The sequence below is a fragment of the Thioalbus denitrificans genome (assembly GCF_003337735.1).
In the GTDB taxonomy this organism is placed as follows: domain Bacteria; phylum Pseudomonadota; class Gammaproteobacteria; order DSM-26407; family DSM-26407; genus Thioalbus; species Thioalbus denitrificans.
This window is the reverse complement of sequence record NZ_QPJY01000002.1, coordinates 460536-478126: the sequence shown is the minus strand read 5'-3', so window position 1 is coordinate 478126 and position 17591 is coordinate 460536. Positions and strand designations below refer to the sequence as shown.

General features: G+C 67.5%; 21 protein-coding genes. 1 reads left to right on the top strand and 20 read right to left on the bottom strand.

Annotated features, from left to right (window positions below):
* Positions 1–5: 5 nt before the first annotated feature.
* The 19 genes from DFQ59_RS06720 to DFQ59_RS06640 form a co-directional block, all read right to left on the bottom strand.
* Entirely contained in the window at positions 6–3197 is a 3192-nt protein-coding gene (locus DFQ59_RS06720) for a phage tail protein (RefSeq protein WP_114278903.1), read from the bottom strand.
* The gene (locus tag DFQ59_RS06715; RefSeq protein WP_114278902.1) at positions 3194–3664 is read right to left on the bottom strand and encodes an NlpC/P60 family protein; all 471 of its coding nucleotides are present in this window, start codon (positions 3662–3664) and stop codon (positions 3194–3196) included. The genes DFQ59_RS06720 and DFQ59_RS06715 overlap by 4 nt, the downstream gene beginning before the upstream one ends.
* The gene (locus DFQ59_RS06710; RefSeq protein WP_170142064.1) at positions 3664–4509 is read right to left on the bottom strand and encodes a DUF2163 domain-containing protein; all 846 of its coding nucleotides are present in this window, start codon (positions 4507–4509) and stop codon (positions 3664–3666) included. The genes DFQ59_RS06715 and DFQ59_RS06710 overlap by 1 nt, the downstream gene beginning before the upstream one ends.
* Positions 4506–5366 (bottom strand): DUF2460 domain-containing protein, encoded by an 861-nt coding sequence (locus DFQ59_RS06705; RefSeq protein ID WP_114278900.1) that lies wholly within the window; start codon positions 5364–5366, stop codon positions 4506–4508. The genes DFQ59_RS06710 and DFQ59_RS06705 overlap by 4 nt, the downstream gene beginning before the upstream one ends.
* A gap of 1 nt (position 5367) precedes the next feature.
* Positions 5368–7488, bottom strand: a complete 2121-nt coding sequence (locus DFQ59_RS20035) for a phage tail tape measure family protein (RefSeq protein ID WP_211314809.1) — start codon at positions 7486–7488, stop codon at positions 5368–5370.
* Positions 7469–7804, bottom strand: a complete 336-nt coding sequence (locus DFQ59_RS06695) for a DUF1799 domain-containing protein (RefSeq protein ID WP_114278899.1) — start codon at positions 7802–7804, stop codon at positions 7469–7471. Before DFQ59_RS06695 ends, DFQ59_RS20035 begins: the two co-directional genes overlap by 20 nt.
* A 20-nt stretch (positions 7805–7824) precedes the next feature.
* The gene (locus tag DFQ59_RS06690; RefSeq protein WP_114278898.1) at positions 7825–8151 is read right to left on the bottom strand and encodes a hypothetical protein; all 327 of its coding nucleotides are present in this window, start codon (positions 8149–8151) and stop codon (positions 7825–7827) included.
* A 58-nt stretch (positions 8152–8209) separates the two neighbouring features.
* Complete coding sequence (locus DFQ59_RS06685; RefSeq protein ID WP_114278897.1) at positions 8210–8992, bottom strand: phage tail tube protein; 783 nt, start codon at positions 8990–8992, stop codon at positions 8210–8212.
* Between the two features lie 47 nt (positions 8993–9039).
* Positions 9040–9210, bottom strand: a complete 171-nt coding sequence (locus tag DFQ59_RS19780; protein WP_170142063.1) for a DUF7210 family protein — start codon at positions 9208–9210, stop codon at positions 9040–9042.
* A 2-nt stretch (positions 9211–9212) separates the two neighbouring features.
* Positions 9213–9656, bottom strand: coding sequence for a hypothetical protein (locus DFQ59_RS06680; RefSeq protein WP_114278896.1), 444 nt, complete (start codon positions 9654–9656; stop codon positions 9213–9215).
* Entirely contained in the window at positions 9653–10024 is a 372-nt protein-coding gene (locus DFQ59_RS06675; RefSeq protein WP_114278895.1) for a hypothetical protein, read from the bottom strand. Before DFQ59_RS06675 ends, DFQ59_RS06680 begins: the two co-directional genes overlap by 4 nt.
* Positions 10021–10452 carry a hypothetical protein gene (locus DFQ59_RS06670; RefSeq protein ID WP_114278894.1) on the bottom strand — a complete coding sequence of 144 codons (432 nt, stop codon included), beginning with the start codon at positions 10450–10452 and terminating at the stop codon, positions 10021–10023. Before DFQ59_RS06670 ends, DFQ59_RS06675 begins: the two co-directional genes overlap by 4 nt.
* Before the next feature lie 194 nt (positions 10453–10646).
* Positions 10647–11717 carry a hypothetical protein gene (locus tag DFQ59_RS06665; RefSeq protein WP_114278893.1) on the bottom strand — a complete coding sequence of 357 codons (1071 nt, stop codon included), beginning with the start codon at positions 11715–11717 and terminating at the stop codon, positions 10647–10649.
* A 41-nt stretch (positions 11718–11758) separates the two neighbouring features.
* Positions 11759–12106 carry a DUF2190 family protein gene (locus DFQ59_RS06660; protein ID WP_114278892.1) on the bottom strand — a complete coding sequence of 116 codons (348 nt, stop codon included), beginning with the start codon at positions 12104–12106 and terminating at the stop codon, positions 11759–11761.
* Between the two features lie 36 nt (positions 12107–12142).
* Entirely contained in the window at positions 12143–13243 is a 1101-nt protein-coding gene (locus DFQ59_RS06655) for a hypothetical protein (RefSeq protein ID WP_114278891.1), read from the bottom strand.
* The gene (locus DFQ59_RS06650) at positions 13240–13476 is read right to left on the bottom strand and encodes a hypothetical protein (protein ID WP_114278890.1); all 237 of its coding nucleotides are present in this window, start codon (positions 13474–13476) and stop codon (positions 13240–13242) included. The genes DFQ59_RS06655 and DFQ59_RS06650 overlap by 4 nt, the downstream gene beginning before the upstream one ends.
* A 542-nt stretch (positions 13477–14018) precedes the next feature.
* On the bottom strand, positions 14019–14210 hold the full coding sequence (locus DFQ59_RS19490) for a hypothetical protein (protein WP_147275185.1): 192 nt from the start codon (positions 14208–14210) through the stop codon (positions 14019–14021).
* A 69-nt stretch (positions 14211–14279) separates the two neighbouring features.
* Positions 14280–14663, bottom strand: a complete 384-nt coding sequence (locus tag DFQ59_RS06645) for a hypothetical protein (RefSeq protein ID WP_114278889.1) — start codon at positions 14661–14663, stop codon at positions 14280–14282.
* Positions 14660–14908, bottom strand: coding sequence for a hypothetical protein (locus DFQ59_RS06640; protein WP_211314808.1), 249 nt, complete (start codon positions 14906–14908; stop codon positions 14660–14662). Before DFQ59_RS06640 ends, DFQ59_RS06645 begins: the two co-directional genes overlap by 4 nt.
* 39 nt (positions 14909–14947) lie before the next feature.
* On the opposite strand from DFQ59_RS06640, the gene DFQ59_RS19485 reads away from it, so the two are divergent.
* Positions 14948–15478: a hypothetical protein gene (locus tag DFQ59_RS19485; RefSeq protein WP_170142031.1), complete on the top strand. Its 531-nt coding sequence runs from the start codon at positions 14948–14950 to the stop codon at positions 15476–15478.
* Between the two features lies 1 nt (position 15479).
* Here DFQ59_RS19485 and DFQ59_RS06635 read toward each other — a convergent pair whose 3' ends face one another.
* Complete coding sequence (locus DFQ59_RS06635) at positions 15480–17582, bottom strand: structural protein (RefSeq protein WP_114278888.1); 2103 nt, start codon at positions 17580–17582, stop codon at positions 15480–15482.
* Between the last annotated feature and the right edge of the window lie 9 nt (positions 17583–17591).

Genomic DNA, 17591 nt, shown 5'->3' with positions numbered 1-17591 from the left:
GCTCCCTAGATCGTGGCGCTGCCGGCGTAGCCGCGGCCGACATCGGTGCTCAGCTGATAGACTCTGACGCTGACCGGCGTGTTGGGCGTCACGCCGTCGGTGCTCATCTGGGCGGTGGTATAGGTCACCGACTCGGTGGCGCTGGTGAGTGTGCGCAGCACGGTGGACCCGCTCATGATGTCCACCTCGTAGCTCTGCAGGTCGCTCAGCCCGGGCCGCCAGAAGGGCCGTGGCACGAACCGGCCGCGGCGCTGCCAGCGGACGGTCAGGGTGCCGCTGGCATCCCGGCTGCCGCGGATCATCACCGGCGCCCAGGGCTCGAGCGAGACGCCCGCAGCGGTGAAGCTGACGGGCTGCACGTCGGCGATGCCGTTACCGAAGCTCACGGCCTTGTATTTTCGGCCGGCCCCGATGCGGCTCACATCCAGGTCGATGCGCTGTAGGGTCGCGGAATCGAGCAGCACTACGGTCTCCGCGGCGGCGTGGCCGCTGGTCGCCCACTCGGTGCCGCGCCGGCCGCGCAGCAGGGTGGAGAGCTGATAGCGGCGAGAGCCTAGATAGGTCACGTCGGCCACGCCCACCACCTCATCGCCCCACAGCAGGACATTTCCGCCCGCGCGCACCTGTGCCTCGGTGGCGCTGGACAGCGCGCCGTTGGGTCCCACCAGCCGCACCACCACCGAGTTGGTGCGGTCCCACATCGTGGCGGCATGGTCGGGCAGCGCCGTCTCGGCTACGCCGATGACCGCCGCCTCGGTGAGGGTGGCCACCAGGCTGTAGCTCTCGCCGTCCTCCGCATCGCTGACGTAGAGGTTGCAGCCGCTCCAGCCGGAGAGATAGCCGCAGGCGGCGACCACGATTCCGGCGCCGGTATGGGCGTCGGTCAGCGCGGGCGGGTCGAGCAGCGCCAGGTGAGTGGGGCCCGGGAGCGCGATACCGCCGGATGGGACCGGCGGGCTGGCGGTGGGCAAACCCTGGCCGGTGTAGGCACTGGCGGCCTCGGCCTGGAGCTCCCACTCGATGGTCCCGTCGCCCGACTCCGCCACCCGCCGCAGCCAGGCGCGGCCCTGCGGCAGATCGAGCACGTCTCCGGCCTCGTACCTCGCGTGTTTCACGCCGACCGATGTGCTCCAGCTCAGGCGCTCCAGGTGGGGCTCCTTGGCGTAGATCGTGGCGATGTCCTTGCACTGGTCGGCGGTCAGGATGGCGGTGGTGCGCAGGGTGAGATCCTGCCCCTCGCCGAAATTACGCATGCGGTAGGTCTGCTGGACCGGGGCATAGTCGGATTCCGGGTCAACGGCCACCACGGTGACGCTGCGCGGGAGCGCGATGCCCTGGGCGGCATAGGTGGTGATGGGCGGGTCGAGCACCGGCGCGCCGCCGTTGGCCGGACGCATGCCGAGGTCGGCCTGCTCGATGGTGGCCACGGCGGAACCGCCCTTGGGCGTGACCTGCAGCTGACCGGCGCTGGTGCGCATGCGGTAGTGGTACAGGCTGGACAGTTGCAGCAGCCAGTCGCGGGCGGCCTGCTGACTGGTGATGGACAGCCGCACGGGCGTCGTCGGCAGCAGGCTCTCGTCGTGGTCGGCAGACGCCACGCCGGCGCGTTCCACCAGGTCGCCCAGCACGGCCGGCAGCGTATCGGCGCCGGCGGCCAGCAGGTCGTCCATGTACATCTGGCCCACGCTCAAGGTGATCATGTAGGGCGCGAGCGGCCAGATGGAGAGGGGAAAGCTGATGTAATCTCCGTGGCTGTATGTCCCTTCCAGGGTCGCCGTGCCGTCGGCGTTGAGCGTGAACAGGCGGATTTCGGCGGACTCCACCAGGATGAACTTGTCCTCGTAGACCCAGAATGCATTGGCCGGGCTGCTGCCGTAGCCGGCGCCGATGGCCCATTGGTCAACGGTGGCCAGTGTATCCACATCGATCTGATAGACGACGGCGGCCGTCGGGCTGGAGTAGAACAGGTACAGACTGGCCCCGTCATGGCTCGGCATCATCCGGTAAAGCGTGGACGTGCCCGTGCCAGCGATGACGGTGACCGAGTCCGACCAGTAGCTGCTGGGGCGCCGCTCGCGGGTATCGTCATCGACCCAGGGCCACTTCGTGATCCGGTAGCCCTCATCGGTAATCCACTGTCCGCGGACGACGGCGCCGTTGACGGCGAACAATGCGGCGCCCGCCGGCAGGGTGACACCGGCAGGAAGATAGACCCGATCCTCGGCGGCATAGGCGGTCGGGTTTTCCCAGCTGCTCCAGTAGAAATAGGTGAACCAGTTGGTCTCGATCCACAGACCCGGACTGTTGCGCACGGGGATGAACGTCGCATCGACACTCGTATACGGCCCGGCGTCGACGGTCTTGATCTCCTTGCTCAGGAGATTGCCGTCGAGGTCGTAGCGGGAGCGGAACACGTCGCGCCAGTACCCGCTGCCGTCGATGAGCTCGTTCTCGCTGCCGACGGCCAGGACGGTGCCGTTGTCCTCCTCGATGCTCATGTTACGCCACTGCAGCGTCACGTTGCCGGGATTGAACCCGGTCAACCGGTGCGGCGGGGTGGAGGCGCTGGCGGCGATCTCAAAGCGCAGCAGCGGCACCTGTTTGGTGGCGCCGCACTTGAGCTTCTCCATGATGCACAGCGCGTGCCCGCGGTAGCCGGGCGACCAGCCCTCTGCGGCCTCGATGAGCGCCGGCGGGTCCTGGTCGCTCGTTCCGGTCAGCACCTGGATGTTGTCGGCTATCTTGCGGCTCTGGATGAGCGTGGCGGCGTCGGCACCGGTGCCCACGTCATAGATCAGCTCGCCCGTGGTGAGGTTCCAGATTCGGCGCACGCCGCTGATGGGATTGCCGTCGGTGCAGTCGCGCAAGTAGAAGGCGATATCGATGCTGTACTCGTAGTATTCCTGGCTGACCCCGCCGCCGCCCTTGCCGCCGCTGCTGGTGGTCTTTTTGTGGGCGTGGAAGTTTGACGCCCACACGGCGAACGGCGCATCGACAGGGTAGGTGCCGTAACCCCACCCCATGAACTTGCCGTAGCCGCTGACGCTGTAGGAGAGGTCTCCCGGGTCGGCCTTGATGGTCTGGCCGGAGGCAAACAGGGAACTGCCGATGGAGAAACCCAGCGACGGCATGCCGAAGAACGATCCGACCCATGCGCCGACCAGGCCGCCGGCGAGCTGTCCGATGGAGCCGCTCACTCGGGCACCCCGGGCAGGCGGAAGGCGAAGCGCAGGCGGCGCTGCCAGCCTGCGTCGATGCCGTTGATGCTGACCTTGCCGGTGGTCTCGTAGGCGTGGGCCATGCGCAGGCCGTGCAGGAGGATGGCGGTGTGGGAGGCGGGCCGGCGGCCGAGGACGACGAACAGCAGCACGTCGCCCGGGTTCGCCTGCTCGACGGGGATCTCGGTGCAGCCGAGGGCGCGGAGCTCCTCCCGGTAGCGCTCGTCTGACTGGTGCAGGTGCCGGTCGGCGCTGTAGGTGGGCAGCGGCGTGCCCTCCGGCACCAGCCCGGCGCCCATGGCCACGCCGAGGATGTAGCTGGCGCAGTCGCAGCCGCCGGTCGGGCCCTTGACCGGGTAGTGTCGCGAGCGGTAGGGCGTGCCCGCCCAAGTGACGGCCTCGGTGAGGATGCGCTCGCGGCGGGCGGTGGCGATGATGTGCGACATCAGCTCTCCCCCGCGATCTGCGTCTCGGGCCGCACGAAGGGCAGGCCCTGGTAGTTGGGCCGGTTACCGAACTTGTCGCAGCCGCCGGCGCCGTCGGTGTGGTCGCACCCGGGCGTGATGGTGAAGGTGTCGCCAATGCTGATGGCGCGGCGGGCCGGCAGCTGCAGGGTCAGCTCGCCGCCGGCGGCATGGGCCTCCACGGTGTAGGAGAGCCCGGCGTTGTCGCCGGTGTCCCAGGTGATGAGCCCGTCGGTCCAGTAGGGCACGGTCTGCGTCAGGCCGGAGTCGGTGAAGGTCACGCGCGGATGGCTGCCGTCAACGGCTGTGACCGTGCCGCTCACTTCGTAGAGCGAGAGGTCCACGTTGCACTGGCCGACGCCGGTCGAGCCGAGCTCCACTTGGCAGTCCGGCCCGGCCGTGCGACCGAGCGGGCGGCTGAGCTTCTGCATGATGTCTTCGGCCTGGAATTGGAACCCGTCACGGCTCCACTGCAGCTTGCCCATGTCGCCGCGGAAGGTGGTCATGAACTCAGGCGGCGAGAGCTTCCAGAAGGCGATGCCCGCGACGATGTAGCACTCGTTGAAAAGGCCTTCGATCAGTGATTGCTCGTTGTAGTCCCCCCAGCCTCCAGAGAGCTGCAGGTTGTCGACAGCGGTGTCGATATAGCTACGCAACGGCGCACGCCAATCGCCGGATGCGGGCTCATATACCACCCCGTCAATGGTAAGTGGCCGGGTATGATTGCAGACACCGAAGGCCGTACCATCGCGCAGGTGAAAACGCACCGCGCGACAGGCGCGGCCAGCTTCCAGCTCAGTCTGACGTGCCGCTGAGATCGGCCTCACTCGTCCACCTCCTCGAAGACCACCTCTCCGAGACGCACAATTCGGCCCACCACTGCGTCGGACGGCGGCTCGATGCGGCTGGATAGGCAGACCTGGAATTCCCACTCAAGGTCTGCCGTTATGATCTCCCCCGCCTGCGGCAGGGTATGTGTGGTGCCGTCATTGGCGCTGTATGCAGGGAAGGCCGAGGAATCAACCGGGATGCTGATGTGGTTGGCGTCGACAACGGCCACTATTTCGCGGCGGTCGTTGAGCCCCGACCACCCCGTTCCTGTGAACGCACCCAGATGGACAGTGTCGCCTGTGGTAAGCCCGTGCCCCGTAATCTCGAGCACGCACGGCGAGGCCGACGTTGCGCCTGTCACCGTGCCGGCGAGATCGGAATCGAACGATACCTCGCCGCTCAACAGGCCGACGCTCCAGCGGCTGGTCTGCGCCACCGGACTGCCGGCCTGGCCGATGTAGATGGCAACCGTCCCATCGACCGGCTTGGTGATGCGGTGGGTGTAATCGTCACCGAAGGACGCTACCAGCTGGTAGGCCTGCGTAACCCCATCACCCGCACCGAGCGCCTGGCCGGCGCGTTTATTGAAATAGGTTCGCGGATCACGCAGCCGGAAACTGTCACGCCGTCCGCCGACGCCGAGACTGAACTCGTAGATAGCCACCCAGTCTGACCACTTGCGCACCTGGGGCGGAAACGTAACCCGATACTGGCCCTCGTCGGTGGTGCTCAAACGCTGCTGCACCAGGCTGCCGTTACCTGCCGAAGATACCGGCGGAGGCAGGATCCCCCCGCGCATCTCCTGCCAGATCAACCGCTCAACAGGAAACAGCCTGTCGACGAATGTTCCCATGTCAGCGGCCGCTCCTGCCCAGGTTCAATCCCTCGATCTCGCGCATGGTCATAACGGCCAGCTCCTGGGAGACGGGCGCCACGGTACGCAGTACATCCTTGGAGTCCATGGCCTTGATCTCGAACCTCGGGGCGATGGTGATCTGCGTTCCCCCTCCGGACACGCCTAGCTTTCCGTCACGCCCCCGCTTGAGCGGTAGGATGGCCTCATCGTCTTCCTCGCCCATCAGCCCGATCCCATCGCGCATCGGGAAGAGCGTCGGCGAGGTGACGATTCCGCCATCAGCGAACGGCACCACGCGACCGCCGGAAAAGACATTCCCTTTCGCGTTGGCCGTGAGCCCGGTGGCGTACTTGACCATGGAGCTGCCGAGGCTGCTCAGCCAGTCGCTGCCGGAGCCCTTCAGCAGGTTGCCGGCGAACAGCATCACTTCGGAGGCGGCGAGTTCCGCCGCCATTTTCCGCAGCATGGTGGTGAACCCGTCCAGCGCCCCGTCGAATCCCTCAGCGAGCGGGTCGAAGAAGAACTGGGAAAAGGCGTCGTGCATACCCTCGGCAGCACGCTCCGAGAACGCGGCCATGGTGGACAGGGACTTCTTCGCTTTTTCCTCGGCCTCGCTGAACCTCTCCCGCGCGTCGGTGACCGCCCGGTTCAGGGTCTCCTGGCTGATGGCGCCGGCCTTGGCCAGGAGGGTGTAGCGCTCCAGCTCGTCGGCGAACTCCTCGAGCGGGGTGCGCATGGCCTCGGTGAGGCGGGCGCCCTCATCCATCAGCGCCTGGCGCTTCTCCTCGGCTTCCCGCGCCGAATCGGTGTCGATGGCCAGCAGCTGGAGCAGGCGGTCGTGCTCGTCGCCGGAGATGAGCCCGGAGGCCCAGGCGCGGTCGAGGTCGGCCACGGCCTGGAGGTATTCCCGGGTCTTTGCCGCCGCGGGGTCGAGTGCGTCAATCAGGCTGGTGAGCCGGGTGCGGTAGGCCTCCAGCTCGGTGGCGGCCGCCTTCTGTGCGGCGGAGGCGGCCGAGGGGTCCCACGGCTTGAGCACCGGCGCCGGCGGCGGCTGGTCCGGTGTCCCGCCAGCCTGGGCGCCCTCGAAGAGTTCCTTCTGGCGCAGGCGGGCCTGCAGCAGCAGGCGGTTGATCTCGTCCAGACGGGCCTGCAGGTCCTCTTCCGAGGGGAGGAACTGCGAGGCCAGCCAATCCTTCATTGCGGCGTTTTCGCTGCTGCCGCGCTGGACGGTCTGCAGCCGCTCCAGGGCGCTATCGCGGAGCTCAAGCAGCCCCTGAATCTCCCGCTCGATGGCCTGCTCGCCCATCTGGTCGACGCTGCCCAGGCTCTCGAAGAAACTCTTGGCGGCAATCGCCAGGTCCTTGAACCCCTCGGCGGCTTCCACAAGGTAGGGGCTGAGCTCGAGCAGGGCCTGGGTCAGGTGGGCATCGACGATTTTCCAGACCGCCTCGAGCTGGGTGTTGGCCTCGGCGGCGTTGCGGATCAAATCGGCGTCCATGACGATGCCGAGGTCCCGCGCCTCCTGCCGCAGGCGGTCGAGCCCGGCGGCCCCGTCGCGCAGCATGTTGACCATGACCACGCCTTCGGAGTCGAAGAGCTTGAAGGCCAGCCGCAGCCGTTCCTGCGGGCTCTCGACGCGGGAGATGGCCTCGGCGACGTCGCGGAACAGGTCCTCGCCCACGCGCAGCTTGCCGCTGGTGTCGGTGAGCTGCACTCCGAGCTCGGCCAGGGCGCCCTTGGCCTCGCCGGTGCCATCGGCCGCCTCCGCGGCACGGCGGAAGAACCGCTGCAGGCCCATCTCCATGGTGGAGATTGCGACGTTACTCTGCTGAGCGGCCCAGCGGTACTCCTGCAGGGTCTCGATGTTGAGGCCCAGCTTGTCTGCGGTTGACTCCAGGGCGTCGGCCATGCCGAGCGCGCCATTGGCGTAGGCGGCCATGGCCCCCACGGTGACGACGCGCAGCAGGTTGCTCCAGTTGAGCAGGCTGGAGTGGCTCTTCTTGACCTTTCCATCGACGCGCTCGAAGCCATGCTCGAGCCCGGCGAGCGAGGCCTTGACCTTGCCGCTCCCGTCGGTCTCGAGCTTGATGATGAGCGTGTCAGTGCGGGTCTTTGCCATGGGTCTTGTCAGCGCGCTCGCGGATTGCTTCCAGGGTGTAGGCCTCCATCTGGCGGATCTGCCCGAACAGATGGGTGCGTTCCCGGCGCGGGACGCCGGCGAGCCGGAACCAGGCCGCAACGCCGGCGTAGTCGAGTCCGGTGGCCCGGCCCCAGGCGTCCCGGCGCCACTGGCTCTGCAGCTCCAGCCAGGCCGTGGCGGCGGCGGTGTTCATGGGCAGCAGCTCGGGCTCCGGGCAGGCCTCGCAGGGGCCGTCGTCGTCCCGGGCCTCGCGGCAGCCCTTGCATATCTCTGGGCCCGCCCCGTCCGCCGCCATCAGCCAGCGGACCCAGCTCCTCAGTTTTTTGCGGGGGCCCCCAGGCAGGCGGCCAGAAACTCCCGGGCCACCGCCCGCTCGAACCAGCGCCGGTCCAGCAGCGCCAGGAACGCCTCCAGGCTGAAGGGGATCGGCTTCCCCTCCGGGTCGGCGAGCCCCTCCCAGCCGAGGGTGTTGTCGACGAGCACCTGCTCGGCCTCCTCATCGCCCAGCTTCCCTGTCACGAGACGCTTGAGCGCCTTCCGGCCGACGAGGCGGAAGGTGAAGGGAATCTTCGCGGTCTGCCCGTCGGGCAGCTCGAACAGGACGGGGCGGGTGACAATGTCCTGGTCAGCGATGCGCAGCATGTGGGAGTCCTCTTGTTATGGCGCGCGGGCGGGGTCCGCCCGCGCGCAGTTATCCGGGTCAGGCCGGGCGGCCGTCGACGTAGAGCGGCGCGGTGTTGGTGTCCTTCTTGAGCAACTCCACCTCGAAGGCGATCTCCTGGTGGCGCTGGCTCTCCGGGTCGCCCTTCAGGTCGAGATCGCCCGTCGGCGTGAGGTTCACCATGGGCATGTAGTAATCGCGGTTCGCGCCCTTGAGGTTGCTGCCGATGACGCGCACGGCGCCCTGCTGGGTGGTGGCGGAGAGCGCGACGACCTGGTCGCGGGTGTTGGCGGCCTTGGTGTAGTCCACCAGGAGGTCGCTGTCGTCGGCGATGCTTCCGCCGGGCACGATGTAGAGCCGGGCCAGGGTGAGGTCCACGGTGTAGTCCGTGCCGTCGACGTAGGTGGTCGTGCCGGTATCGTCCGTCACCGTCACCGCGCTGATGCCGCGCACGCCGGAGGGGTTGCTGGCGTCGGTGCCCAGCTGGTAGTAGCGCCCCTGCTGCACGGCGCTGATGGCCTCGTCGGTCACCGACCCGCTGCTCTGGGTCTTGGTGGACGCGGTGCTCACCACCCACATCGCCAGGTTGTCGATGTCCAGGCTGCGGGTGCGCATGGTGCCCATGCGGTCGAGGCGGGTCGTCACCTCGTCGGCCTTGACAGAGACGCCGTCCTCGTTGTCGTAGGTGGCGATCTTCTCGGCGCTGCTGTTGAGCACGAAGCCCTGGGTGTTGCCGATGTAGCGCTCGCCCGTCCGGTTGCCGTTGGCGTCGAAAGGATCAAAGTAGACCTTGCCGCCCGGGACAATGAAGGTGTCGCCCATGATGTCTCTCCTCTATCGCGTTGCCCCGTTGGGCTCAGATGACGGGCTCAGATGACGCCCTGCTCCTTCAGCCACTCCGCCTGGCGCGGGGTGACGCGGATCTTGTCTCCCACGGCGCAGGGTTTTCCGCGGTGGGTGTGGCCCTCCTTCCTGATGGTCACCTCGACGCGCTCGGCGGGTTCCTGCACGGTGGCGGCCTGGGTCTCGGTCTTCTTCATGATCAGCTCCCCTCGATGTAGAAGGCGGACACGGTGGCCCGCATGACGTGGGTGGGGTGGTTCGCCCCGCGGTCGCTCTCGAAGGCGCTCAGGCGGGCGACCACGCCGGAACCGCCCAGGGACGGGTCGGCGATGATGGCGCGGGCCAGCAGGCCGGGGAGCTCGAGGCGCTGGGCGAAGGCGCTGGACGGGCCGGGCTCCGTCCAGACCAGCGCGATGTGGATGTCGGCGACCCAGTCCTGCAGCTCGCCGTCCGTGCCCTGCCCCTCCCCGTCGCCGAGCTCGAATATCAGCGCCGGCACCTCGCCGTCGCCGAGGGTGTTGATGGGGATGTTCCCGTCAATGGCGGTCAGCGCCCTGCTGAAGTGCCCGGAGGCCCACGCGCCGAGCCCGGCGTCGGACAGCAGCCGCGCCTTCAGTCCGGCGTGGAATGCCTCCAGGCTCACAGGACCATCCTCGTGAAGACGGTCCGCATCTCGTCGCGGATGTACTCGCCCGCGTCCACGTCCTCCGCTGCGTCGTCGAGGAACGGCCGCTCGTCGTGGATCCGCGCGGCGTAGACAGTGGTATTGCCGACGATGGCGAGCCGCGCATTCTCGACCTGGAAGAAGTGCCCGCCGCGCAGTGTGCCCTTGCGCACCGGCACCGGGTAGCTGCCGGGCGCATCGGCGCCGGAGCCGGACAGGTTGCGCACCTGCTCCCGGTCCACCGCGGCTGCGCCCTTCCGGAGCCCGCGGCGCAGCGCGCCGTCGAGCTGGCCCCGGCGGGTGTTCCAGCGGCGGGCGATGGCGAGGGCGTTGCTGGTGGTCTTCACGTGTTCACCTCGGTGAAGGGACCGCTCTGCACGACGCCGACGGCGACACCGCCAGTGGCCAGGCTGCCGGTGACCTTCGAGAGGAAGTCCCAGGCGCGGTCTTCTGCGGCCTGGGCCATGGCGAGGTATTCCCGCTGACGCAGGTAGGCTTGCGAGTCCTCTGTGCGCTGGAGGCGCAGATCCGCGTCGAGCTGCACGGCGCGCCGGCGCCAGAGCTCCGAGGCGACGAAATTCACCTCGGCGCGCTTGAGGTAGAACAGGGTGGTGCCTGCGGCGCCGGCGTAGGCCGCGGCGCCGATCTCACCTGTGATGAATGCCTCGGCATCGTCCAGCATGGGGGCCACGTAGGCGGCCCAGTCGTCAGGAGCGCCGAACTGGACGGCGGAGAAGCCGAGCGCGGTGATGTCTGCTGCGGTGGCCTTGGGCATTCACGGTGTCCTCGTGTCTGCCCGGTAGTCTGGACGGGGCGCGGCGGGCGCGTCGTCCGAAATGGGTCAATTTGTGCCGGGTGTCTCGTCGGACGCGGCCTGCACCGCCAGCAGTGAGAGGAACAGGGGCAGGAAAAAAATGCCCGGGGCGTTTATCCCCGGGCAATCCCATAGCTGACATGGGCGGAGGAGAATCAGCTGAACTTGCAGCGCTTCACCTGGTCGGTGTCGCCGATGGCGGCGTTGTACTGCCCGACGCCGACGATGTCGGTGGCGCTGACGTAGATGTTGCGGTCGGTCTCGGTGGTGAGGTCCTTCCAGACGCCGCGCTTGATCTTCCGGCCCGGGAGCACGAGGTACCAGCCGGTGTCCGATGCGGACACGTGGGTGGTGCCGATGATGCCGCCGATGCGGTGGGCCAGCGGCTGGCTCACCGTGCCCTGGTCGACGATGGCGCTGCCGCGCTGGGCGGTGAGCATGCGCTCCAGGCGACCCACCTGCTCCACCGCGCAGAGGGCGTAGAAAGTGGGGTTGTCGCCCACGGCGTAGCCTTTCTCCTTGACGGCCCGGATGATGGCCGCGGCGGCGTTGTTGGCGGTCTGCACGTCGTCGGTGGCAAAGGCCTGGTCGACGCCCGCGCCGAGCGCAGTGAACAGCCCGTAGTGCAGGGACGCCATCTTGTCGTAGAAGGTGGTCATGAACTCCATGACCGCCTCGTCGATGTTCCAGTACTGCTGGAACTGGAGCCAGGCGTCCAGCAGGCCGAGGCCGTCGCTCCACTCCAGGTAGCTGACGCTGGCCTTCGCCTCGCTGATGTTGCGGCGAATATTCGCGGCCTGCCCCGGGCGGCGCTGGGTCCAGGTGAGGCCCGCGTTGGTGTCGAGGATGTCGAAGTGGTCATGGGTCGAATTGCGCAGGTCGAGAAAATCGAACAGCAGCGCGAAGGCCATGTCCATCTCGGGCATGTTGGTGTGGAACCACTGCTCCATCTGGTTGGACACGTCGTTCAGATAGGGCGTGTCGTCGCTGGTGGCGTACTTCTGGCCCAGGAAGGCCTTCATGTGCGCCTTGATGGCATCGAAGCTGGGCGCGCGACCGGCCCCGCTGACGCCCTTCACGCGGGCGGGATCCACGCCAGCCATGGGCGACATGGCCAGTGCCAGGGGAACTTTGGAGAACTCCCAGCCGATGGCGCCCGCCAGCATCTTGATCTGCTGGTCGTCGGGCAGGCCCCGGAGCTTGTCGAACTTGATGCTGGTGTGCATGGTTTCTCCCTCTTCAGTCGGTCAGGTCCAGGGCCCTACGGTCAGGCGGCGTTGACGAACGGGCTGAGATCGATTTCGCCCTCGGTGTCGGCGCTGGCGGCCGCCTCCGCCACGATGCCGGCCAGGGTGTTGGCGGTGGACGTGGTGGTGAACTTCTCGGCCGTCGCGTCCCAGTAGATCTTCGTGCCGAAGGTCCAGGCCTCGCCGGTGGCCTTGGGCACCCGCACGCGGTCGGCCTTGTAGACGAAGACGTTGTCGGCGTCGGCATCGGCGGCGTTCATGGCCATGCAGACCAGCCCACCCACCACGTAGAAGCCCTTGGCGGTGGTTGCCGCGGTGTGGGCGACGACGGACCCGGTGAAGTCCACGCTCAGGATTTCGGTTGCCATCGTTCTGCTCCTCTACTCTGTTCCGGGCGCGGCCGGTCAGCCGGTGACCAGGGGGTTTTCGGTGGGGTTGAAGGCGCTCTTCTGGCCGTCCTGCTTGGGCCGCGGCCCGCCGCCGGCGGCGGTGGCGTTCGGGTCGCCGCCCGCGATGGTGCCGCCCGCCGGGACCAGTTTCTTCACCCGCTCGGCGTAGGCCTTGAGCCGGTCCATGGACCAGTCGGCGTAGAGGGCCTTGGCGTTCTTGGTGCTGGCCTCATCGTCACCGGTGACCATCCCGGCCAGGCGCTCGGAGGAGACGATGTCGTTCACCAGCTCGTCGTGGGCCGCCTGACCGGCGGACACGGCGGCCTTGAGGGCGTCGGGGTCAGCGGCCAGCCCATCGCCCACCGCCTTGGCGATGGCGTCAAAGCCGTCGGCCTTGGGCTGCAGCGCCTTGGCGCGGGCCTCGGCGTCGTCGGCCTTCTTCTGCAGCGCCTTCATCTGCTCTTCGCTCATCTCGTGATCCTCTGCGGTGGGGCGCGGCGCGCCCTTGTGGAAACGGGCCCCGGGCTGGGCGCCGAGCCAGACAAGCGAGGCCTCCAGCGCCTCGCCGGGTCCGAGCAGCCGGTAGGCGATGGTGTCCCCGGCCGGGTTCTGGATGGCGGTGCGATCCGAAGCGGTGAAGCCGAGCGACTGGTCACCCGCAACGCCGGCGTCGATATCCAGGATGAGGTCGGCGTTCTTCCCGGACCGCGGGAGGTAGCTGGAAGCCTCCAGCAGCTTCGCCCGCTCGGTACCGGGCGGAAACTGCAGGCCGGGCTCCCGGAGGGCCGCGCGGGCCTCGTCGAGGCTCATCTCCACGACCCGGGCCTCGAACCAGCGCCCGATGCCCGGCCCGCTGTCGCCGTTCCAACCGCCCGGGTGGCGCAGGTGCAGGCCCTTGCCCGGCAGGGTGCGGGCGAAGTCGTCCAGCAGCCCGTCGTCCAACACCTCGCGGTCGCGGTCGATGCCGTTGTGGCCGAGGTAGGCGGTGCGCACGTAGACCTGCTCGGCGGCGAGCTCGGCCAGGGCCAGGCGGTTGATGGCCTCCAGCTGGTCGCTGGAGGCCTCGCCCGCGGCTTTGCGGACGGCGGTGGACAGCTTGGTGCGCTGCAGGCTCATTTCGTCAAATGGCGGTTGCGCCAGTCGGCCTGCGCGCAGTCCAGCGGGCCTGTGTAGTCCGCCCGCTTCCAGTCGGGGATCTCGGCGGCCTTTGCCTTCGGGCTCTCGGCCACGGCGTCGGCGCCGGCTGCGGGCTCCGGCGGGGTGCTCTCCGCGGCAGCGGCTTCGGCGGTCTTTGCCTCGGGCGTGGCGGCCTCGGCGTCGGCTTCGGGCTTCGTCTTCTTCGTGGTCACGATCTGCCCCCTGGGTCGGATGGGTCCGGTGCGACCGGCTCGGTTTCGGTCGTGTTCGGGGGCAGTCTGGACGGATGGCGGCGGGCGCGTCGTCCGAAATGGGTCACTTTATGATTTGGGGTATAATGCTCGCAGCGTCATCGGCTTCCCGCCGAGCGGGAAACCCCGGGGCGCGAGGGCCTTCCCACAAAGGCCCTGGTCCTCAAGTGGAGAGGGCTAAAGGGCTGGTCCTGTTAGGCGCTTCGGCGCCGATACGCGGTGGAAACCCCGTATTCGGCCCCGAGGCTACCGAACCAGGATAACCAGTCCGCCGTCCGGAGGGACCGATCATCCCGATGGGCTAGCGCCAGCCAGGGCGCAAATAGAAATACACGGGTTTTATACCCACGGCGCCGTGGGCCGAACCTGAGGGCATCCCTTATGGTCCGTCTCACGATCAAGGTCGAGGTATCGATCTCCATAACCGCACTCCTTCGGGTGGCGGCGGTGGTGTTGATGCTGCTGGCCTAAACCGGGCGGGGGCGCGAGCCCCCGCCCACCTCTCATCTTCGCCCGGCCTCGCGCACCAGCGCCGCGAGCCGCTCGGGGTCAACCACCCACTCCAGCCCCACGGCATCCCGCAGCCGGCGGAACTGCGCCGCCTGCGCCTCGGCGATCTCCAGCCGGCGGTGGAGCTGTTCGTTTTCCTGTTCCAGTTCGCGCAAAATGACTTCCTTCTGTTTTATCAAATCCATCTGCCTATTCTCCGGGTTATCAAATGCTTTGATTGAACTGCCTGACAGTGATAGCCCGGAACGGTGGATTCAGCCCGCGGTGGACGCCAGACGCTCGCCGGCCTGGAGGCGGCGCATCACCTTGCGCAGAACGAGATAGCCGGCGATGTCGCCGTCCACGTCCTCGTCTTCGTCCGGCTGCCCGGAGCGAATGCGGGAGAGTTTGTCGTCCAGCCGCACCGCCAGCTGCTCCATGGGGTTCGCCCGGGAGAAGATGCGCACCGGCTCCAGGGCCGAGTTGCCGTACTTGCGGTTTTTCTCCAGCAGCATCGCGCAGAGCGCGTCGCACTCCTCCCGGATCAGGCGCTGGACCAGGGTCTGCTCTTCCGTCATGGCGTCGGGTCTCTCGAAGTAGGGTCGTTGGGTACGCTCGTACCAGGTGGACTGGACGAGCCGCATGTCGGGGTCGGTCACGGCGCGCGGGCCTCGCGGCGTGGCACCACGATGCGCAGCCACACGCCCTGCCCCCAGGCGTAGGTGAACCAGCAGGTGATGAGGAACAGCCCCCACTGGCCGGATTGGACGGCGGCGGCGAACCAGAAGGGCTGGCCCACCAGCCCCACCAGGTAGCCCCAGCGGCTCCACGGTTCCGGGCGACCCACCATCCAGATGGCGGCGCCGCTGAATAGGGTCATGCCGAGCTGTATTAATGCGTTCATAATGTGGTTCTGTATGTCTAAATTATCGGAGTAATGCGTATGCCATTTATTGGTTACTTTTTGAACTCTGAACACCTTGAGCCGTGGGTTTGGCATATCGGGAAACTGGTAGTGAATTTCAACGCTATTGAGCTAATGACGCTTACGTGGCTTGAGCAATTGGAAAAAGATCCTGAACGGCACGATGAGCTTGTAAATTTGTCGTTTGGAAAACGCGTAGCTGCCATAAAATCTATTGTTGGCAAGACGGCTGTCAGTGAAAACCTTAAGCAAGAGATCCGAGATGCGTGGGGGAAAACCAAAGAGATTGCACGAGTCAGGAATAGCATTGGGCACAATCCAGTTATCTTCGGTTGGCACACAGAAGATGGTCAGCAGCCTGAACGTCCTCCAGATTTTATCGGCCCTCTGAATGTAAAAAACTCAAGGAATAGCGGCGGAGCTGGGGCTCTGATTGTCGAGTTCGACCAGATTACAAATGCTATTGATGATTCGGTCGCGGGTATTCAACGTCTCCACGACCTTCTAATCATGCTGCTCGACGAGATGTCTAAGACACAGTCGACGTGACTCATCTTTCCACTGCCGTCACCGTGCACCGGCAGCTCGGGTGGCTGTCGCGGCTCGGCATGGGTCCGCTGCCGACGGCGTAGGGGCCCGCGCCCTGGCGGGAGAGGCAGATGGGGCAGCTGTCCGGGGCGGCGACCCAGTCGTATTCCTCGATTTCGTGGGCGGCGTACTGGGTGAGCTTGCCGGCGGCCTGGGCGGCGCTGATCTCGCTGCGGGCGATGCGCACCCAGTCCACCTCGTGGGCGTCGAAGCGGGCGCGGAGCTGGCGGGCGACATCGAGCGGGTTGAGCCCGTCGTAGGCGCCCTCCTCGAGGGTGCGGATGATGTCCTCCCGCAACGCCCGGGTGGCGGCGTCCTTCACGAGGTCCATGGCGCCGAGACGCATGGCTTCCCGGGTGGCGCTGCGCACGCTCTCCTCCACGGCGTCGGCGTCGAGCTCGGCGGCGCTGTTGACCACTCCGCGCACCCAGGCGGCGTACATGTTGGTGGCCAACGCGGCGTCCTCGCCGCCGACGGTGGCGATGAACTCCTCCTGCAGGTCCATCAGCAGCTGCCCCATGGCGGCCGGGTCGTAGAGGAACACCGGGCCCTCCGGCGCCTTGGCCCGCTTGCCGCCGGTCTCCAGCCCCAGCGCGGTCAGGGCGTCGCTGTAGAGCTTCCGCCAGGAGCCGAGCAGGGTCCGCTCGGTGGCGCGCTCCAGCCGCGGCAGCTCCGGGTCGTCCTCCACCCACGGTTCCTTGTGCAGGTGACCGTGGGCGTGCTTGCGGTAGTCGTCGTCGATGGGGAAGACCACCTTGCCCGAGGCGGTGACCTGGGCGGGCTGAGACTGCCCGGCGCCGGAGAGCATGAGCTGGGTCTGGGCGTCGAGGAAGGCGGCCTGGGACTGGGCCACGAGGTCCTGCAGGCTGGGGAGGTCCTGCACCAGGCGCCAGTCGCCCTCATTCCAGGTGACGCCGCGGGCGCGCAGCGCCGTGGCCACCACACGGGAGAGCCCGGGCCGGCGAAGGTCCCAGCGGGTGCGGCTCTCCTGCAGCACGAGCTCGCCCTGGCGCTGGGCCAGCCGCTCGGCGGTGGACCAATGGAAGCCGAGCATCCACGACGGCAGGCCGGTCTTGCTGACGATCTGCTCGAGGATGTGTCGGGCCGGGGCCTCCAGTTCCAGCACCTGGCTATCGCCGCCGATCACCTTCAGTTCCAGGTTGTCGTCGCGGCCGACGGCGTTGACGAAGTCGGCGGACTGGCCTTTGCGCTTCAGGTCGAGGACACGACTCAGGTTGTCTGCCAGGGTCTTGCGCCGGGCCTCCAGCTGGGTATCGTTGAGTCTGGCGTTGGTCTTGTAGTTGAGGCTGAAGGCCGGGTTGCCGAACCGCTCCCAGGTCTGCAGGGTGGCGTTGTCGATGGTCAGCAGCACGCGGGCAACGAACTCCATGGAGCGCATGAGGCTAACGCCATAGGGAGAGTCGGCCTCGGGATTGTAGACGGCGTAGACCAGGGCCGCGGGCTCCAGGCGGCGGTAGCCGATGCCCTGCAGGTCGCCGAGGTCGCCGGCGCTGTAGGTGTTGCGGAGCACGCGTTCGATCTGCTCGGTGCCGTCGCGGCGGGTATTGCGCTGTGGCGTCGGCGGACGGTACCAGGCCTCCAGCCGCCCGTCGCGCCGGCGGAAGTGAACGCCCTTGGAGTCGGCCACCCGCAGGCGCTCCACGTCGTCGGCCGTGGTGGATAGCGCCCACTCGCCCACCGTGAAACCCTGCTCGTAGAGCTCGTTGCCCTGCGAGCGGTAGAAGGCCTGGAAGCCGGTCTCCAGATCGTTCACCCGCACGTTGTCCATCCAGTCGGTGATGGCCCGCTGCAGGCGGTCGCTCTCCGCCTCGGGGCGGATGATGCCGTCCAGTGTCACCAGCCGGTTGATGGCCGCGTCGATGGGCGGGATGGCCTCCCGCAGAGCCTCATAGAGCCGCGGCGCCACTTCGCGCGCCACCCAGTCGGACAGCACGTCGGTCCACGGCCCCTGCGCCTGCACCTCGCGGGCGGTCAGGTTGCGGCCCTGCAGCGCCGACTTGGAGCGGCCGAGGCCGGAGAACCAGGATAGGGGGTTGAGGTTCATGCGGTCGTG